General features: G+C 71.1%; 19 protein-coding genes. 11 read left to right on the forward strand and 8 right to left on the reverse strand.

All coding sequences use genetic code 11. The annotated features are described in order from the left end of the window. Positions 1-6: 6 nt before the first annotated feature. Complete coding sequence (locus FJ108_05760) at positions 7-792, reverse strand: NYN domain-containing protein (protein ID MBM4335410.1); 786 nt, start codon at positions 790-792, stop codon at positions 7-9. An 88-nt stretch (positions 793-880) separates the two neighbouring features. On the opposite strand from FJ108_05760, the gene FJ108_05765 reads away from it, so the two are divergent. From FJ108_05765 to FJ108_05790, 6 genes are all read left to right on the forward strand, one after another. Next, positions 881-1,477 carry a hypothetical protein gene (locus tag FJ108_05765; protein MBM4335411.1) on the forward strand — a complete coding sequence of 199 codons (597 nt, stop codon included), beginning with the start codon at positions 881-883 and terminating at the stop codon, positions 1,475-1,477. 131 nt (positions 1,478-1,608) lie between these two features. Next, positions 1,609-2,034: a DUF1924 domain-containing protein gene (locus tag FJ108_05770; protein MBM4335412.1), complete on the forward strand. Its 426-nt coding sequence runs from the start codon at positions 1,609-1,611 to the stop codon at positions 2,032-2,034. After that, on the forward strand, positions 2,031-2,516 hold the full coding sequence (locus tag FJ108_05775; GenBank protein MBM4335413.1) for a cytochrome C: 486 nt from the start codon (positions 2,031-2,033) through the stop codon (positions 2,514-2,516). Before FJ108_05770 ends, FJ108_05775 begins: the two co-directional genes overlap by 4 nt. Next, complete coding sequence (locus tag FJ108_05780; GenBank protein ID MBM4335414.1) at positions 2,513-3,211, forward strand: cytochrome B; 699 nt, start codon at positions 2,513-2,515, stop codon at positions 3,209-3,211. Before FJ108_05775 ends, FJ108_05780 begins: the two co-directional genes overlap by 4 nt. Before the next feature lie 32 nt (positions 3,212-3,243). Further along, positions 3,244-3,909 carry a response regulator transcription factor gene (locus FJ108_05785; GenBank protein ID MBM4335415.1) on the forward strand — a complete coding sequence of 222 codons (666 nt, stop codon included), beginning with the start codon at positions 3,244-3,246 and terminating at the stop codon, positions 3,907-3,909. Beyond that, positions 3,906-5,282, forward strand: a complete 1,377-nt coding sequence (locus FJ108_05790; protein ID MBM4335416.1) for a two-component sensor histidine kinase — start codon at positions 3,906-3,908, stop codon at positions 5,280-5,282. Before FJ108_05785 ends, FJ108_05790 begins: the two co-directional genes overlap by 4 nt. Here the strand turns inward: FJ108_05790 and FJ108_05795 are convergent. The 5 genes from FJ108_05795 to FJ108_05815 all read right to left on the reverse strand — a co-directional run bounded on the left by FJ108_05795 (position 5,266) and on the right by FJ108_05815 (position 10,594). After that, on the reverse strand, positions 5,266-7,446 hold the full coding sequence (locus FJ108_05795; protein ID MBM4335417.1) for a TonB-dependent receptor: 2,181 nt from the start codon (positions 7,444-7,446) through the stop codon (positions 5,266-5,268). The genes FJ108_05790 and FJ108_05795 overlap by 17 nt on opposite strands. A gap of 23 nt (positions 7,447-7,469) precedes the next feature. After that, entirely contained in the window at positions 7,470-8,150 is a 681-nt protein-coding gene (locus tag FJ108_05800) for a PEP-CTERM sorting domain-containing protein (protein MBM4335418.1), read from the reverse strand. Then, positions 8,147-8,953 carry a PEP-CTERM sorting domain-containing protein gene (locus FJ108_05805; GenBank protein MBM4335419.1) on the reverse strand — a complete coding sequence of 269 codons (807 nt, stop codon included), beginning with the start codon at positions 8,951-8,953 and terminating at the stop codon, positions 8,147-8,149. Before FJ108_05805 ends, FJ108_05800 begins: the two co-directional genes overlap by 4 nt. 10 nt (positions 8,954-8,963) lie before the next feature. Next, positions 8,964-9,800 (reverse strand): energy transducer TonB, encoded by an 837-nt coding sequence (locus FJ108_05810; protein MBM4335420.1) that lies wholly within the window; start codon positions 9,798-9,800, stop codon positions 8,964-8,966. Positions 9,801-9,958: 158 nt separating this feature from the next. After that, positions 9,959-10,594 (reverse strand): DUF3237 domain-containing protein, encoded by a 636-nt coding sequence (locus FJ108_05815; GenBank protein MBM4335421.1) that lies wholly within the window; start codon positions 10,592-10,594, stop codon positions 9,959-9,961. On the opposite strand from FJ108_05815, the gene FJ108_05820 reads away from it, so the two are divergent. Genes FJ108_05820 through FJ108_05830 form a run of 3 tightly spaced genes read left to right on the forward strand, consistent with a single transcriptional unit; the run spans position 10,539 to position 13,545 of the window. Continuing rightward, a complete protein-coding gene (locus FJ108_05820; GenBank protein MBM4335422.1) occupies positions 10,539-11,348 on the forward strand; it encodes an SDR family oxidoreductase in 810 nt (269 codons plus the stop codon). The two genes, FJ108_05815 and FJ108_05820, sit on opposite strands and share 56 nt — an antisense overlap. Before the next feature lie 20 nt (positions 11,349-11,368). Next, a complete protein-coding gene (locus FJ108_05825) occupies positions 11,369-12,538 on the forward strand; it encodes an acyl-CoA dehydrogenase (GenBank protein ID MBM4335423.1) in 1,170 nt (389 codons plus the stop codon). Beyond that, positions 12,535-13,545 carry an acyl-CoA dehydrogenase gene (locus FJ108_05830; protein ID MBM4335424.1) on the forward strand — a complete coding sequence of 337 codons (1,011 nt, stop codon included), beginning with the start codon at positions 12,535-12,537 and terminating at the stop codon, positions 13,543-13,545. Before FJ108_05825 ends, FJ108_05830 begins: the two co-directional genes overlap by 4 nt. On the opposite strand, the gene FJ108_05835 is transcribed toward FJ108_05830, so the two are convergent. Beyond that, on the reverse strand, positions 13,542-14,378 hold the full coding sequence (locus tag FJ108_05835; protein ID MBM4335425.1) for an SDR family NAD(P)-dependent oxidoreductase: 837 nt from the start codon (positions 14,376-14,378) through the stop codon (positions 13,542-13,544). The two genes, FJ108_05830 and FJ108_05835, sit on opposite strands and share 4 nt — an antisense overlap. A gap of 62 nt (positions 14,379-14,440) precedes the next feature. Between FJ108_05835 and FJ108_05840 the strand changes: the two genes are divergently transcribed. Beyond that, positions 14,441-15,529 carry a Zn-dependent alcohol dehydrogenase gene (locus tag FJ108_05840; GenBank protein ID MBM4335426.1) on the forward strand — a complete coding sequence of 363 codons (1,089 nt, stop codon included), beginning with the start codon at positions 14,441-14,443 and terminating at the stop codon, positions 15,527-15,529. Position 15,530: 1 nt separating this feature from the next. Further along, positions 15,531-15,980: a pyridoxamine 5'-phosphate oxidase gene (locus tag FJ108_05845; protein MBM4335427.1), complete on the forward strand. Its 450-nt coding sequence runs from the start codon at positions 15,531-15,533 to the stop codon at positions 15,978-15,980. Here the strand turns inward: FJ108_05845 and FJ108_05850 are convergent. Next, positions 15,968-16,219, reverse strand: coding sequence for a hypothetical protein (locus tag FJ108_05850; protein ID MBM4335428.1), 252 nt, complete (start codon positions 16,217-16,219; stop codon positions 15,968-15,970). The genes FJ108_05845 and FJ108_05850 overlap by 13 nt on opposite strands. Between the last annotated feature and the right edge of the window lie 346 nt (positions 16,220-16,565).

Below are 16,565 nucleotides of genomic sequence, written 5' to 3' on the forward strand. Positions count from 1 at the left end.
CGCGGCTCAGCTCGCCTCGTAGAGGACCTCGTCGATCACGTAGGTTCCGCTTCTCGCGTCCTTGTGGATCACGATCAGCTTCTGCTTCTGCGCGTCCTCGAGCAGCCGGTTGAACGAGCGGTAGCCGTGGTACTCCTCGTTGACACCGGGGTTCTTGCGCTTCATCGTCTCCTTCACGAGCGACGAGTGCGCCTCGCGGTTCTCGCGCAGCAGCGCCTCGACCGACTCGATCAGCAGGTCGAACGCCTCGCGCTGCTTCTTCGGCAGCTCCTTGGCCTTCGGCAGCGGCTTCTTCTCGCGCTCGACGGTCTTGCGCACCAGGTCGTCGTAGTAGATGAACTCGTCGCAGTGCTCGATGAACATGGGCGAGGTCGAGTTCTTGACCCCGCAGCCGATCGTGTGCCGGTTGTTCTCGCGCAGCTTCGCGACCAGCGGCGAGAAATCCGAATCGCCCGACACGATCGTGAACGTGTCGATGTGCGGCTTGGTGTGCGAGAGCTCGAGCGCGTCCACGACCATCTTGATGTCGGCGCTGTTCTTGCCGGTGAGCTTGGAGCCCGGCATCTCGATCAGCTCGACCCCCGCCTCGTGCAGCGGCCGGCGGTAGTCGGGGTAGCGAGTCCAGTCCGCGTAGGCCCGGCGGGTGACCACGTTGCCCTTCTCGATCATCCGCCGCAGCACGAGCTGCACGTCGAAGATCTTGTAGCGCGCGTCGCGGTAGCCGATCGCGACGTTCTCGAGATCGATGTACACCGCGATGTTCTTGGTCTCGGCGCCCGGGCTGCTGGCCATTCGCTCTCCTCGTGTGGCAGCCGCGGAGTCTACACGAAGCACTCGCGTACGCGGCTCTTGGCTCGACCCTTGCAGATCCCGCCCGGCCATGAGCTGCAAAACGAGAATCCGGATCCCCGTCGCCACACTGGTCGCTCTGCTTCCCTTCCTGGCACTCTGCCTACCCAATCTCGCCAGCGCGCAGACCACCTCGACCACGCACGCGCTGAAGCTCGGCGTGAAGGGGCTGGTGCAGGACACGGGCAGCACCGGCCTCGACGCGATCGGCAAGTTCAGCGCAAGCGAGACGAGCCTGTTCGAGCTGTGCACGGGAAGCGCCCCGACGAAGACCCAGGGTGTGTTCCTGGTGATCGACTGCGACTTCCCGAGCAACAACCGGATCGTCGCGGCCGAGACCAGCCCGGTGGTCACGGTGCTCGAGGTGCTCGGCGACCTGCACCTCGAGAGCGACTTCGCGGCCGAGGCCGAATCGGCGAGCGCGGGCCTGAACAAGCTCGTGGTCCCCGCGTCGCTCGACCTCGCGTGTACCGACCTGAGCCTCGAGACCTCGGGCGTGCTCACGCTCAAGCTCTCGCCGATCTCCACCGGCGGCCCGATCTGCCCGGTCTCTGGATCGCTCGGCTTCTCGGGCAAGGCCATCGTCGAGGGCGAGCACGTGATCATCGACCTCGGGTCCAAGCTCTAGGTCGGCAACCGCAGCTCGACGATCAGCATCCCGCTCGAGGATCCGAACAGCTAGCCGCGCCGCCATAAGCGGCGCTTAATCCGGGGCCGCAAGCCTTGCCCCCGTCGAATCCATCGACGGAGGCAAGAGAGATGCGATCCACGATCCTGGTCGCCGCGGCGCTCGCGCTCGGCGCCCTTCCCGCGCGCGCCGAGCGGCCCGCGGACTTCGAAGCCGCGTTCGCGGCCGAAGCCCGGAACGCCGACCCCGCGTTCGCCGGCTTCTCGGCGGCGCGCGGCCAGTCCTTCTACGCGTCCACGCACGGCGGCGACTGGAGCTGCTCGACCTGCCACGGCGGCGATCCGAGCGCGGCCGGCCAGCACGCCGTCACCGGCCAGCGGATCGAGCCGCTCGCGCCCGCCGCGAACGCGAAGCGCTTCAGCCGGACCGCTTCGGTCGAGAAGTGGTTCCGGCGCAACTGCAACGACGTGCTGAAGCGCCCCTGCACGGCGCAGGAGAAGGGCGACCTGCTGGTCTGGCTCATGGGCGCGAGCGCGGGCGCGGGGGGTGCGCGATGAAGCGCATCACTCGCCGCCTGATCCTCTCGGCCGCCGCGGGCGCGATCGCGGTCGCGGCCGGCGCGGGCGCATCGGAGTCGCAGCGAGCGCCGCTCCCGTCCGAGTACGTGGAGGAGTGCGGGTCCTGCCACGTCGCGTTTCCGGCGCGGATGCTCGACGCCGCCTCGTGGCGCGCGGTCCTCGCCGGGCTCGACCGGCACTTCGGCGTCGACGCCAGCGCGGATGCGGAGACGCTCGAGCCGATCCGCGCCTACCTGTCGCAAGCCGCGCGCTCCCGACCGACCGCGAGCGGCGGCGAGCCGCTGCTGCGCATCACCGAAACGCGCTGGTTCCGCCACGAGCACGACGAGGTGCCGGCGCGCCTGCGCAGCGGACCGGAGGCGGTCCCGCTCTCGAACTGCGCGGCCTGCCACCGCAACGCCGCGCAGGGCTCCTACTCAGAACGCAGCCTCGAGCTGCCGCGGAAGGGAGGTTCGAAATGAACGACCGGGTTCTCGTCTGGGATCTGCCGCTTCGGGTCTTCCACTGGGTGCTGGCCGCGAGCTTCGCCGGCGCGTTCCTGACCGCCGAGAGCGAGCGGCTGCGCGACCTGCACCTGCTCTTCGGGTACACGTTCGCCGCAGCGATCGCGTTCCGCCTGGTGTGGGGCTTCATCGGCACGCGCCACGCGCGCTTCTCGTCGCTGCGCTACGGGCCAGACGACGTGCGTCGCTACCTGGTGTCGCTCGTGCAGGGTCGGGCCGAGCCGCATGCCGGCCACAGTCCCGTCGGGATGGTGATGATTCCCCTGCTGCTCGGGCTCGGAATCGCCGTCGCGGCTTCGGGATGGGCGGTCTACTCGGACCTGGGCGGCGAGTGGCTGGAGGAGGCGCACGAGGCCGCGGCCGGAGTCATGCTGGCGGTGGTGATCGGGCACGTGTTCGGCGTCGTGGTGGTGAGCGCGCTGCAGCGCGAGAACCTGGCGCTCGCGCTCGTCACCGGGCGCAAGCGCGGGGCGCCGAACGAGGCGATCCGCAGCGCTCGGCCGATCGCTGCGCTTCTGCTCCTCGTCGCGCTGGCGGGTCTGTGGCTGCCGGGGATCATTGCCAGGGAACAGCGGCTGGCGGAGCAGGCGCGCGGCGCGCCGTTCGCGGCCGCGGGTGAGAATGCGGGAGCGCGCGCGAGTCACCGCGACTGAGCGGGGACGCCGCGCGGAGGAAGGATCGGCCGATGCGGGTGCTCGTCGTCGAAGACGATCGATTGCTCGGCGACGCGCTCCGCATCGGCCTGTCGCAGGCCGGCTTCACGGCGGACTGGGTGCGGGACGGCGACGCGGGGCTCGAGGCGCTCGCGGGCGATCCGTTCGCGGCGGTCGTGCTCGACCTGGGGCTTCCGAAGCTCTCCGGGCTGGAGCTGCTGAAGCGCCTGCGCGCGGCGGGCAACGCCGTTCCGGTGCTGATCCTGACCGCGCGCGACGCCGTTCCGGACCGCATCGCGGGCCTCGACGCGGGCGCCGACGACTATCTGGTGAAGCCCGTCGATCTGCGCGAGCTCGCCGCGCGGCTGCGCGCTCTGGTCCGGCGCTCCGCCGGACGAGCGGCGCCGTTGCTCTGCGTCGGTCCGCTCGAGATCGACCCATCCGCTCACTCGGTTCGCTTCCGCGGCCGCCCGGTCGATCTTCCGGTTCGCGAATTCGCGCTCCTGCACGAGTTGGCCCGAAGCGCGGGGCGCGTGCTCGCGAAGGATCAGCTCGCCGAGCGGGTGTACGGCTGGGGGGAGCAGGTCGAGTCGAACGCGATCGAGGTGCACGTGCACCACCTGCGACGCAAGCTCGCACCCGAGGTGATCGCGACGGTTCGCGGCGTCGGCTACCTGCTGCCCAAGGATCTGCGATGAGCCGGGACGACTCGCTGCGCGGGCGGCTGATCGGCGCCGTGCTCGGAGCGGTGGCGCTGGTGTGGATCGGCGTGTCGCTCGCGGGCTGGCTGCGATCGCGCCACGAGCTCGACGAGCTCTTCGACGCCCACCTCGCGCAGTCCGCCGCGCTGCTCGTCGCGCAGATCTCCGGCGACGGCGCGGACGACGACGACCACGACGACGAGCTCGACCTGGAGCACGCGCCCGTGCTGCACCGCTACGCGCGAAGCGTCGCGTTCCAGGTCTGGGAGCGCGGGCGCACGCTCCGCCTGCACTCGAAGAACGCTCCGCGCACGCGGCTCTCGGCGAAGGAGACCGGCTTCAGCCACGTCCGGATCGACGGCGTGCGCTGGCGGGTCTTCAGCACCTGGGCGCTCGAACGCCGCGTGCTGGTGCAGATGGCGGAGCGGGTCGGCGCGCGCGAAGCGGTGAGCGCGCAGATCGCGCGGCACCTGCTCCTGCCGCTCGTGATCGGGCTGCCGCTGCTCGGCGCGGGGCTGCTGCTCGCGATCGGACGCGCACTGGCTCCGCTGCGGGCGCTCGCCGACGCGGTCGCCGCGCGAGATCCGCGCCGCCTCGAGCCCGTCGCGGTCGATCGGGTTCCGCGCGAGGCACGTCCGCTGGTCGATCGCTTGAACGATCTCTTCGCGCGAATCGCGGCCTCGCTCGAACGGGAGCGCGCCTTCACCGCCGACGCCGCACACGAGCTGCGCACGCCGCTCGCGGCGATCCGCGCCCAGGCGCAGGTGGCGCTCGCCTCGCGAAGCGACGCCGAGCGCGCGCATGCGCTCGATCAGGTGATCTCCGGCTGCGACCGCGCGGCGCGGCTCTCCGAGCAGCTCCTCACGCTCGCGCGACTCGAGGCCGAGGAGTTCCGCGAGGGGCTCGCCCCCTGCGAGCTCGGCTCCGTCGCGCGCGAGGCGCTCGCCGAGCTGGCACCGGCCGCGCATTCGCGGGGGCTGTCGCTCGAGCTCCGCGCCGAGCAGCCGGTCACGGTGCAAGGCGACGCGCCGCTGCTGCAGGTGCTGCTGCGAAATCTGGTCGACAACGCGCTCCGCTATGGCGCCGGCGGAGGCGTCGTGCAGGTCGAGGTCGGGGTCGGCGAGTCGCACGCCTGGCTGCGCGTCGTGGACCGGGGACCGGGAATCCCTGCGGAAGAGCGCGCGCGAGTCCTCGATCGCTTCTACCGCGGCCTCGGCAACGACGAGGGCGGCGCGGGCCTGGGCCTTGCGATCGCGGCGCGGATCGCAGCGCTGCACGGAGCCGCGCTCGAGCTCGACGCGGGGCCGGACGGGAGCGGGCTCGCGGTGACTCTGCGCTGGCCGGCGCCAGCGCTCAGAAGTCGACGCTGAGCGCGACGTTGATCGAGCGCCCCGCGCCCGGGACGGGAGTTCCCCACGGGATGGTGAAGCTCGACATCGACAAGCCCTGACCGAGGTAGGCGCCGCCGAGCGGCAGCGAGTAGAAGCGGTCGAAGACGTTCTCGATGCTCACGTCGACGCGGGCGTGCTCGAACGCGTAGCTGCTGCGAAGATCGAGCAGCGAGTAGTGGCCGGTCTGCATTTCGTTTCGAACCGACGAGGTCCTCGTCTTGGACTCCACCGCGCCGAACTCGACGGCCGTGCGAAAGCCGCCGAGCTCGTGCACCAGCGCGAGCTTTCCGTGCAGCGGCATGATGTTGTAGAGGTCGTCGTCGGTGTCGCGGTTCTCTCCGCGCACCCAGCCGAGCGTGCCGCGCAGCGTGAAGCTCCCGAGACGGTCGGAGCGAGTCACGAGCCAGTGACCCGAGAGGTCGGCCCCGTAGAGCAAAGCGGACTGATTCGCGTACTGCAGCAGGACGAACGCGTCGGTCGCCGTCGCGTTCGCAGCGCTGCACTGGCCGAAGTCACAGCGAATCGCGTCGATGTAGTCGTTGACCTTGGTCGCGTAGAGCGTCGCCCTCAGGCTCCAGGCGGCCTGTTCCGCGTCGTGCAGCTCGCCCGAGGCGCTCACGCTGTGGGCCGTCTCCGGCTCGAGATCGACGCGGCCGATGTAGCCGTTGCCATCGCCGACGAAGTTGTTCATCAGCGCGGCCATCGCGCTCGTCGACCACGCGTAGCGCTCGTACAGGTTCGGCGAGCGGGTCTTCCGCGCGTAGCCGCCCTCGAACGTGAGCGTCTGGCTCGGCACGTAGCGAAGCAGCACCGCCACGTCGACGTGCGTGTCGGCGCGGCGGTGGTCGCGCGCGTTGAACGCCGCAGCATCCGCGCTCCACATCGCCATGACGTCGTTGTAGCCCTGCACGTCGCCGGCGTCGGAAGCGACCCGGTCCACGCGGGCTCCGACCAGGCTCAGCCACTGCGGGCTCCAGTCGGCCTGCCACTCCGCGTAGACGCCGAGCCGGCTCTGCTCGCCGTCCCGCACGTTCCAGAACTTCTCGCAGCACATCGAGCCGCTGCTCCCGACCGGCGACCACCAGTCGTCGAGTCGGTACGTCAGGTACTCGCCTCCCACGCCCAGCGTGTGGCGATCGGAGAGCTCGAGGCTCGCCTTCGAATGCGCGCCCCGATTGGTCGACTCCGAGTCCATCGGCATGCCGAAGCCGTAGAAGAAGCGGTCGTCGCCCATGTCCATCGCGTGGCGGGTGTCCTGGTCGAAGACGCGCAGGTCGAGCGTCCCCCAGTCGAACTGCCCCGCGTAGCGCAGGTTCGCCAGCCGGTTCTCGTTCGAAGTCATGTCCATGCGCTGGTTCGGGAAGCCCTCGAAGCCGACGTTCTGCCGGCCCAGGTCGAGGCGCAGAAGATGGCCCTCGTGCCGGAGCGCGAGGCCGACGTTCCGGTTCGTGGTCCCGTCGTACGCGCTCGATCCGACTTCGTCGCCGTCCAGCCAGCCGCGCAGCGGCGCCGCGAGACCCGGCGCCTTGAACTCGTCGCCCGCGAAGTAGTCGTCGGAGCGCGCGGTGGACTCGCTGTACGAGACGCTCGAGCCCGTGCCCGCGATCGACGTCGCGACGTCGTAGCCGATGCCGTTGCCGTTGCTGCGCAAGAAGCCGCCGAGATGGCCGCGGACGAGGAGCTCGTCCGCGCTGCTTGCGAACTCGGGCGCAGCGGACTCGACCTGGATCGTGCCGCCGATGCTGTTCCCTCCCGCGCTCACCGGCGTGAGCCCGGCGAACACCGTGACGCGTTGCACCTGCGTCGGGCTGATGTACGAGAGCGGCGAGTTCATGTGGTTGGGACACGCGGACGTCACGTCCATGCCGTCCACCTGGATGCGCAGCCGGTCGTCGGCCAGGCCGTGGATCGCAGGCAGGCTCGAGATGCCGCCCGCGCCATTCAGGGTCACGCCGGGAACGTCCTGCAGCAGGCGAGCGCTGTCGCTCGCGGAGGCGCGGCGCGCGGCGAGCTCCGGCTCGCCGATGCGCGTGCTTTTCGGAGGCGGCTCGTCGGGCTTGGGGGCGGTGACCACGACCTCGTCGAGCGGCGTCGGCTCCTGCGCCGAGGCGTCGCAGGACGCGACGGCGAGAAGCGCGGCCAGCGCGAAGACGAGCGTCACGCGAGTCACCGCGCCGCGGGACGGTGACTCGGTGTGAGTTCAGCGCCGTACGGAAAGAGGGGGACGGCCGGCGCGGGCGTGATGGTCTGCGAGACGGGGTACCCGCCCATCGTTCCGATCGTCCCGTACCCCGCCACCGTCGTTCCCGTCATGCAGGTCGCGCTCATCATCCCTCCGGGCGCGCAGTCCGCGTACGCGAGCTTGTTGATCCGGGCTTGCGTCGCAGGAGCCAGGGGATTCGCCGTGTCGACGAAGATGCGCACGTAGGCGTTGCCGGGGTTGGCGCCGGGGTAGCCGTAGTAGAGCCCGTAGCCGCTGCCCGGCGCCCAGCCATTGCCGCCGCCCAGCGTCGACAGCGTGTTCGTCGAGTTGTTCAGAAACGCGGTCACGAGCCAACCGCCGAGCGCGGAGTCGTAGACCGACGAGAGCTGGTGAGAGAGCACCAGCTCGTTCATGCCCCCGCCGCTCGGCAGCCCGGTCATGGACTCGGTGAGTCGACCCTGCAGGTTCGACACCTGGTGAAGCGCGTCGTCGAACACGAACGTGCCCGTGAAGATCGTGTCGTTGGGCTGGGTGTCGGGCTCGTGAAAGGTCACGACCACGACGTAGGTCGTGACCGCCGCCTCCGCGCTCGGGGCGGCGGCGAGCAGCGCGAGCCATCCCGAAATCAGGATGGCCCGTCTCATGCCCGACGACGTCCGAACGCGAGAAGAGCCCCCAGACCCGCGAGCGCAAGGCCAGCGGTCGCGGGCTCCGGCACCGGAATCGAGGCGGGCGCGACCCAGGTCCAGGTCTCGATCGTGCTCGCGCCGATCGCGGCGGCGATCTCGTCGCCGGCCGCATCGCCGATGTAGACCCGGTACATGGCCGAGTAGGACTGATTCGGCAGCAGATGCGCCACGGGCACGGCGTAGGCGTTGTGGTCCATCTGGTAGTCCCACTGCCAGCGCGTGCTGCTTCCCGCGGTGCCGAAGATCCCCGTGTAGCCGTTGGCATTGGGATCGACGACCATCGTGTTGTTGGCGTTCACGCCGTAGGCACCGATGGCGAGGTAGCTCTCCAAGCCCGGCGAGATCGAGATCGACTCGATCCAGATGCTGGCGTCGGGGCCGAACGCGTCCTCGATGCTCCCCTCGAGCGCGATCGACGCGGACCCGGTTCCGGCCCACCAGCCGAGCCGCCGGCTGAACGCGCTGTTCTGCAGCACCGACCACGGCTCGGCCGGATCGAAGTCCGCGAACGTGGTCGCGCTCGCGTCCGGCATGCCCATGCCGTTCGTATTGACCGCGAGCGTCACGGGCGCGGCCTGGTCCTGCACGTCGAGGCGCTGCAGGGACGTGTCGTAGGAGACGACCAGCATCGTCATGGGCATCCACGACGGCGGCATGGCGGCGGCGCCGGCCGCGTCGGAGTGGCCGAGCAGGGCCAGGAACGCGAGCGGAACGATCCACCGATTTCTGTGTAGCTTGCGGGTCTCGTCTCGGAACATGCCGTTCTCCTCACTGCAGGCGGAATTTGATCGGGACCAGGAACCAGCGATCGCGATAGTCCGCGCCGGGCGGCGGCGCGTCGAAGCGCCAGCGCTCGACGGCGTCGAGCGCCGCGACGTCCAGGCTCCCGTCGCCGGACGAGCGGCGCAGGCGCACCTGCGCGACGCGGCCGCTCGACTCGAGCAGCAGCTCGACCTGCGCCGTGCCCTCGACGCCGGCGCGCCGCGCGCGGGCGGGGTAGACGGGCGCGGGCTGCGAGCCGCCGCGCGGCATCCAGCCCTGCGGTGCGGCCGCGATCGATTCGCGCGCGTCCGATGACTCGTCCGCGGCGGGCCCGCCGGCTCCGACCGGCGCGGTGGATGGCTCGGCTCGAGGGCTCGGGCTCGGATCTGCGACGGCCGCGACGGGCGTCGCTGCGGGCACCGCTGGCTTGGCAGGCCTCGGCCGAGGAGCCGCGCGCGCCGGTGTCGGCGCTGGCACGGGCTCCGGCTCGGGCTGCGCCACGGGAGCCGCCGCAGCGGGCGTCGCTTCGCTCCCGGCCTCGACCTGCAGCCAGGCGATCGGGATCGGCTCGGACGACACCGTATCGTGTCGCTCCGACGCGAGCAGGAGCGCCGCGATCCCGGCCGCGTGCAGCAGCGCGGAGAGCGCGAGCCATGCGGCCGGCCGCGAGCCGGTCGCGCGCGGCAGCGGCTCGGGCGCACCCAGGCGGACCGGCCCGCGCAGCGCGTCGGGAACTCGCGTCGGTCGTCGCCCCGCGCGAACCACGACGAGAGCGGGCCGGGGCCGTCCGAGCCTTCGCCTCTCGATCGCGCGCCTGGCGAGCCTGTTCTTCGAGCCGTTCATTCGGATGCAGCAGCCGTTGATCTGCGCGCCCTCGCGAGCGGCAGCAGGTGGGGAATCGAGGACCAGCCGGAGGCCCTAGCTCGGGCGCAGGCTAGCCGGACTCCCCCGCCGTCGGGATGCGGCAGGTTGACGCAGGACGCGGGTCGGGCCGCGCTCGCTCAGCCGTTCGAGACCTGGTGGACGCGGTACTCGACCCAGCCGGCGCCGAGGCGCCCTTCGGCGACGCAGACCAGCTTGTTCAGCCACGCGTAGCGGGCGTCGCCGGTCTCCATTCGCGGCGCGGTCATGAAGTAGAGCTCGCCGTACTGGCTCTCCCCACCGCGGCCGAGAATCGCCATCGCCGGCGCGAAGTCGAGCACGCCGAAGTACTGCACGTAGATCAGCGCGCCGTCGTCGGTCGCGAGCGTCGCGCGGACGTCGAGGCGCCCGAAGCCGTCGGGCCCGATCAGGATCCAGTCGCCGCCGCTCGGCAGGAGCTTGCCGCGAAGCCTCGGTCCCTCGAAGCTGCCGCCCGTCACGTCGAAGATCTGCCGGGTACCGAACGGACCGGCCCCTACGGCGACCGGCTGCGCGAGCTCCGCGCGATAGGTCAGAAGGTGTTCGAGCTTCACGGTCTGCCTCCGATGGCCGCGGAATTCGCCGCGTCGCCCGACCGAGTCTGATCCCGGCGCGGCCGCGGGTCCAGTCGCGTGCGCCGACGCGCCCGGGATATGCTGCGCGAAACAGGGAGGATCGGCGATGGCGGGACGGCTCTCGGGCAAGGTGGCTCTGGTGACGGGCGCGGCGTCGGGCATCGGCCGGGCCAGCGCGATCGTGATCGCGAGCGAGGGCGCGCGCGTGGCTTGCGCCGATCTGAACGCCGAGGGCGCCGAGGCAGCGGCGAAGGAGATCGCGCGCGCCGGCGGCGAGGCGATCGGGCTTCGCCTGGACGTGACCGACCCCGAAGACAACCAGCGCGCCGTCGACGCGACGCGCAAGCGCTTCGGCCGGCTCGACCTCGCGCACCTGAACGCAGGCATCGCGGCGACCTCGAACGTTCTCGACACGCCGCTCGAGGAGTGGAATCGGACGCTCGCGGTGAATCTCTCCGGCGTCTTCTACGGCCTGCAGGCCGCGGCGCGCGCGATGCGCGACTCGGGCGGCGGCTCGATCGTGATCACGTCGTCCGACGCGGGCCTGCGCGGCGGCGCGTCGATGGGCAGCTACTGCGCCACGAAGCACGGCGTGCTCGGCCTGATGAAGTGCGCCATGGCGGATCTCGCGCCGCACAAGATCCGCGTGAACGCGGTCTGCCCCGGCGTGATCGACACGCCGATCCTCGGCCCGCTGCACGGCAACAAGCTCTTCACAGAGGGGATCTTCGCGCAGATGCACCCGATCGGACGCGTCGGCCAGCCCGAGGACGTCGGCCGCACCGTGGCGTTCCTGCTCTCGGACGAGGCGTCGTTCGTCACCGGCGTCGCGCTCTCCATCGACGGCGGGCTGAACGCCGTCTTCGGCACCGCCGCAGCCTCCGGCGTGAACCCGCTCGAGAAGATCAACGGCTGAACCCAGGGCGATCGATTCGAATGGAGACCCTGCGCGCAGACGTCCGCGCCTGGATCGCGGAGAACCATCCGGGCGAGCCCGGCTTCAAGCTTCCGCAGAGCGCGCTCGAGGTGGCCGACGACCGGCAGTTCGACTGGCTTCGCGACTGGCAGCGCAAGCTCTACGACGCCGGCTACGTCGGCGCGGAGTGGCCCCGCGAGTACGGCGGGCGCGGACGCGAGCGCGGCGCGCAGCGCGTGATCGACCAGGAGCTGGCGCGGGCGCGCGCGCCTTTCCTGTTGAACCTGGTCGGGCTCTCCTGGGCGGGGCCGGTGATCCTTCGCTACGGAACCGAGGCGCAGAAGCGCAGGCTGATCGCGCCGCTGCTCCGCGCCGACGAGATCTGGTGCCAGGGATTCAGCGAGCCCGGCGCGGGCAGCGACCTGGCGTCGCTGCGCGCCAAGGCGGTTCGCGCGGGGGATGCCTTTCAGATCGACGGCCACAAGGTCTGGACCACACTCGGCCGCTACGCCGACTGGTGTATCCTGCTCGCGCGCACGGACCCGGACGCCGTGAAGCACGCGGGGATCTCGTACTTCCTGGCGCCGATGAAGATCCCCGGCGTCGAGGTCCTGCCGCTGGTCAAGATGACCGGCGAGGGCGGCTTCAACCAGGTGATCTGGACCGACGCGCGAATCCCCGCGGACGCGCTGCTCGGCCGCGAGGGCCAGGGCTGGGAGATCGCGACCGCCACGCTGCAGTTCGAGCGCGGCGCGGCGGAGGGATCCGCCGGCGGATCGGGCGGAGGCGGCGAGCAGGTCGGGCGAGTGGCCGCGCTCGCGCGAGCGCTGGCTCGCGACGCGGATCCGGTCGTGCGCGATCGGCTCGCCGATTTCTGGATCCGCGAGACGGCGCTTCGCGCGAACGCGCAGCGCGCGCGGGTGGCCGGCCTCCTCTCCGACCGGCCCGAGGCGCTGCCGCTGATGCAGAAGCTCACCGCTTCGGAGCTCACGCAGGCGCTCGCCGACTTCGCCTGCGAGCTCGAGGGCGACGCCGCCGGGCTCTGGATCGACGATCCAGGCGCGATCGAGAACGCGGACTGGCAGCGCAGCTACATGAACTCGTTCGCGATGACGATCGCGGGCGGAACCAGCGAGATCCTGCGCAACATCCTCGGAGAACGGGCGCTCGGGCTCCCGAAGACGCGATGAACCCGCAGATCCGCTACAGCGAGGAGCAGGCGCTGCTGCGCGGCGAGGCGCGGCGCTGGCTCGACGAGCGCTTTCCGATCGCGCGTGTGCGCGAGCTCGCCGAGAGCGAGGCCGGCGAGGACCCGTTGGACTGGAAGCAGCTCGCGGGGCTGGGCTGGCTCGGGCTCGTCGTCCCGGAGAGCTTCGGCGGCGCGCAGCTCGGCGCGACCGATCTCGCGGTGCTGATGGAGGAGACCGGCCGACGGCTGCTGCCGTCTCCGCTTCTGCCGTCGACGCTGGCCGCACTCGCGCTCGTCACAGACGGCAGCGATGCGCAGCGGAAGCGCTTCCTGCCCGCGATCGCCGCGGGCGAGATCCGCGCGGTGTACGCGGGCTCGGCCTCGGTCTGGGGCGCGTCGAGCGCGGACGCGCTGATCGTCCCGCGCGGCGGCGGGCTCGAGATCGTCGAGCGGAGCTCGGGCGGGCTCGAGACCGCGCCGGAGATCGTCCTGGACCGGACGCGGCGCAGCGCGCGCGTGACACGGAACGGCGTCGCGCTCGGGGCGGACGCACCTTCGGACCGGCTGGCCGCAATGGCGTGCCTCGCGCTGGCGGCCGAGATGGCCGGCGGCGCCGACGCGCTGCTCGCGTTGACCTGCGCCTACGCGGCCACGCGCGAGCAGTTCGGAAAGCCGATCGGCTCGTTCCAAGCGGTGAAGCACCCGCTGGTGAACGTGCTGATCGGCGTCGAGAGCCTGCGCTCGCTGGTCTACGCAGCGGCGACCGCGTTCGACGCGAACAGCCCCGACGCAGAGACGCTGGCGCGCATGGCCAAGGCGCTCGCCTGCGACGTGTACGTCTTCGCGGCCTCGCGCGCGGTGCAGCTCCACGGCGGCTACGGCTTCACGCTCGACTGCGACGCGCACCTGTACCTGAAGCGCGCACAGGCCTCGCGCCCCGCGTTCGGCGACGCGATGGCGCAGCGGCGCTGGCTGGCGGACCGGCTGCCCGGGGCCGCCCCGCTCTAGCGCCTGCGCGCCTCCGCCTTGTCGAAGGCGCGCATCAGCTCGGCATGGCGCGCCTCGACCTTCTCGCGGTAGTGCGCGTGGGTGACGATGAACGCGTCGTTCGCGCGGATGCCCTCGATCACGGCGGCCGCGATCGCCTCGGGCGGCTGCATCTCGTCGGGGTGCAGCGGGCCGCCGCCGGTGAGAAGGGCGACGTCGGAGCGCTCGATCTTCGACGTGCCGAGCTCCGCGGGGCGATTTCGCTCGCTGTGCAGGATCTTCGTCTGCACGCCCCCCGGACACAGGACCGAGACGCCGATCCCGTGCCGCGAAAGGTCGCGGCGAAGGTGTTCCGAGAGGCCGACCACGCCGTACTTCGCGGTGCCGTACACGCCCACGCCCGGCGCTGCGATCAGGCCCGAGGTCGAACCGGTGTTCACGATCTGCTTCTCGCCCGGCTGCGCGAGCATTCTCGGCACGAACGCGAGCACGCCGTTGATCACGCCCCAGAGATTCACGCCGAGCACCCACTCCCAGTCCTTGCGCGTGCGCGTCTCCAGGCCCCCCATCACCAGCACGCCCGCGTTGTTGCAGAGCACGTGGCAGGCGCCGAGCTCGGCGAAGCTGCGATTGGCCAGAGCCTCGACGGAATCTGCGCTCGAGACGTCGGTGGCCACGGCGATCGCGCGGCGCCCGGTCGCGCGGACTTCGGCCGCGACCTGCTCCGCGGCGTCGGCTTGGATGTCGGCGACCGCCACGTCCATTCCCTCGGCGGCGAATCCGCGCGCGAGCGCCGCGCCGATTCCGCTGCCGCCGCCGGTCACCACCGCCACCTTGCCTGCCAGGTCTCGCATGGCGGTCTTGTAGCACGGCGTGAGAGACTGCGGCTCGAACCGAAGTACGAAGGAGACCCCCGATGAAGGCCGCCGTCATGCGCGCGTTCAATGCGCCGCTCCAGTTCGAGGAGATCGAGGTCGGCCGGCCCGGGCCGCGCGAGGTGATCGTGCGCACCGTGGCCACCGGCGTCTGCCACAGCGACCTGCACGTGATCGAGGCGGGCCTGCCCGTGCCGCCCCCGCTCGTGCTCGGCCACGAGCCGGCGGGGATCGTCGAGGCGATCGGGGCCGACGTGACGCACGTCGTGCCGGGCGACCACGTGATCGGCTGCCTCTCCGCGTTCTGCGGCAACTGCGAGTACTGCCTCTCGGGCAAGCCCAACCTCTGCGGCGGCGCGGCGACGATGCGCAAGCCCGGCGAGCCGTCGCGGCTCACGAAGGGCGCCGAGACGATCAACCAGTTCGCGCACCTCGGTTCGTTCGCCGAGAAGATGCTCGTGCACGAGAACGCGATCGTGAAGATCCGAAGCGACATGCCGCTCGACCGCGCCGCGCTGAAAAGCTGCGGCGTGACGACGGGGCTCGGCGCGGTGCTGAACACCGCGCGCATCCACGCCGGCAGCACCTGCGTCGTGGTCGGCTGCGGGGGCGTCGGCCTGTCCGCGATCCAGGGCGCGCGGATCGGCGGCGCGAGCCGGATCATCGCGGTCGACACGCAGCCGTGGAAGCTCGAGCTGGCCAAGTCGCTCGGCGCGACCGACGGCGTGAACGCGAAGGACGGCGACGCGGTGATGGGCGTGCACGGCCTGATCCCCGGCGGCGTGGACTACGCGTTCGAGTGCCTGGGCGCGAAGCAGACCGTCACGCAGGCCTTCGCGATGGTGAAGAAGGGCGGCACGGCGGTCATGGTCGGCGTGGTCCCGATGGGGCAGATGGTCGAGTTCCCGGGGCTGGACCTGGTGCTCTCGGGAAAGAAGATCCTCGGCTCGATGATGGGCGACAACCGCTTCCGAACCGACATGCCGCGCTACGTCGACTTCTACCTGTCCGGGCAGCTCAAGCTCGACGAGATGATCTCGGCGCGGCTCCCGCTCGACCGGGTGAACCACGCCTTCGACGAGATGCGAAAGGGCGCCGCGGCCCGAAGCGTCGTCGTCTTCGAGAGCTAGGATGGCGAAGCTTGCGATGTCGCGCGCCGAGCGCGAGGCGTTCCTGGCGGCCGTGCGCGTCGGCGTGATCAGCATCGCCGAGCAGGGCCGCGGCCCGCTCACCGTGCCGATCTGGTACGGCTACGAGCCGGGCGGCGAGCTCTGGATCGTGACCGAGCGCGACTCGCGCAAGGGCAAGCTGCTGCTCAAGGCCGACCGCTTCAGCCTCTGCGCGCAGACCGAGACGCCGCCGTACCAGTACGTCTCGGTCGAGGGCCCGATCGTCGCGCTCGAGCGCGCGGAGCTGGAGCGACACACGCGGGTGTTGGCGCGCCGCTACCTGGGCGTGGAGGGCGGCGACGCCTACGTGAAGGCCACCGGCGCCGGCGACGAGAGTGACGGGAGCATCGTCGTGCGAATGCGCCCGGAGCGCTGGCTCACCGTCGACTACCGAAAGCTCTACGGCGGCTGAACGTCCGGCCGCGGCCGACGGCCGCGCGGCGTCTGCGCCGGTCTGGCCCGGCGCGCCTCGCGCATCCGCTCGATCGCGATCCGCGACGGCTCCTGCCGGAGCTGCATCTCGACGTACTCGCGGATCGCCGTGATCAGGAACTGGTTCACGCTCACCCCGAAGAGCCCCGCCAGGTCGACCGCGTCGGCCCAGACCGGGCGCGGCAGCCGAAGCGAGCACTGCTGTAGGTCCGACTTCATCCTTCCCCCAAGGCGGTGACGGGACGAAACTCCCGACCTCGCCCCGTCGACGTTAGCGGGGCCTCGGCAGCGGAACTTGGCGGTATCTTGGGAATTGGCCCTCCGTCGGCTCGGAAACGAAATTCCCTAGCCTGGATTTCTCACCACTCAAACGAGCACAGGCCGGCTGACTTCTGTTAACCGTTGAGTTGCAAGACAAAACGGGCCAACAGAAAGGGTCGACCTGTGCAGACAGAGTGTAGCGCGACGCAGCTTGAGTTTTCGCCGCTGGGACGACGGCCCGTGGTGGGCCGGTTCGACGCGGAGCACGCGAGCAGCGACGGCGGGGTGCTGCTGCTGCGCGAGC

It is taken from the genome of Deltaproteobacteria bacterium (assembly GCA_016875225.1).
Classification (GTDB): Bacteria; Myxococcota_A; UBA9160; order SZUA-336; family SZUA-336; genus VGRW01.

Coding starts and splice junctions, on each gene's coding strand:
- FJ108_05770 (MBM4335412.1), top strand. CDS start 1,609: ATGCGATCCACGATCCTGGTCGCCGCGGCGCTCGCGCTCGGCGCCCTT.
- FJ108_05765 (MBM4335411.1), top strand. CDS start 881: ATGAGCTGCAAAACGAGAATCCGGATCCCCGTCGCCACACTGGTCGCT.
- FJ108_05760 (MBM4335410.1), bottom strand. CDS start 792: ATGGCCAGCAGCCCGGGCGCCGAGACCAAGAACATCGCGGTGTACATC.
- FJ108_05845 (MBM4335427.1), top strand. CDS start 15,531: ATGGCGAAGCTTGCGATGTCGCGCGCCGAGCGCGAGGCGTTCCTGGCG.
- FJ108_05815 (MBM4335421.1), bottom strand. CDS start 10,594: ATGCCCGACGCCGCGCCCGTCACCAGAGCCACCTTGCCCGAGAGCCGT.
- FJ108_05840 (MBM4335426.1), top strand. CDS start 14,441: ATGAAGGCCGCCGTCATGCGCGCGTTCAATGCGCCGCTCCAGTTCGAG.
- FJ108_05790 (MBM4335416.1), top strand. CDS start 3,906: ATGAGCCGGGACGACTCGCTGCGCGGGCGGCTGATCGGCGCCGTGCTC.
- FJ108_05820 (MBM4335422.1), top strand. CDS start 10,539: ATGGCGGGACGGCTCTCGGGCAAGGTGGCTCTGGTGACGGGCGCGGCG.
- FJ108_05825 (MBM4335423.1), top strand. CDS start 11,369: ATGGAGACCCTGCGCGCAGACGTCCGCGCCTGGATCGCGGAGAACCAT.
- FJ108_05835 (MBM4335425.1), bottom strand. CDS start 14,378: ATGCGAGACCTGGCAGGCAAGGTGGCGGTGGTGACCGGCGGCGGCAGC.
- FJ108_05805 (MBM4335419.1), bottom strand. CDS start 8,953: ATGTTCCGAGACGAGACCCGCAAGCTACACAGAAATCGGTGGATCGTT.
- FJ108_05775 (MBM4335413.1), top strand. CDS start 2,031: ATGAAGCGCATCACTCGCCGCCTGATCCTCTCGGCCGCCGCGGGCGCG.
- FJ108_05780 (MBM4335414.1), top strand. CDS start 2,513: ATGAACGACCGGGTTCTCGTCTGGGATCTGCCGCTTCGGGTCTTCCAC.
- FJ108_05810 (MBM4335420.1), bottom strand. CDS start 9,800: ATGAACGGCTCGAAGAACAGGCTCGCCAGGCGCGCGATCGAGAGGCGA.
- FJ108_05785 (MBM4335415.1), top strand. CDS start 3,244: ATGCGGGTGCTCGTCGTCGAAGACGATCGATTGCTCGGCGACGCGCTC.
- FJ108_05830 (MBM4335424.1), top strand. CDS start 12,535: ATGAACCCGCAGATCCGCTACAGCGAGGAGCAGGCGCTGCTGCGCGGC.
- FJ108_05800 (MBM4335418.1), bottom strand. CDS start 8,150: ATGAGACGGGCCATCCTGATTTCGGGATGGCTCGCGCTGCTCGCCGCC.
- FJ108_05850 (MBM4335428.1), bottom strand. CDS start 16,219: ATGAAGTCGGACCTACAGCAGTGCTCGCTTCGGCTGCCGCGCCCGGTC.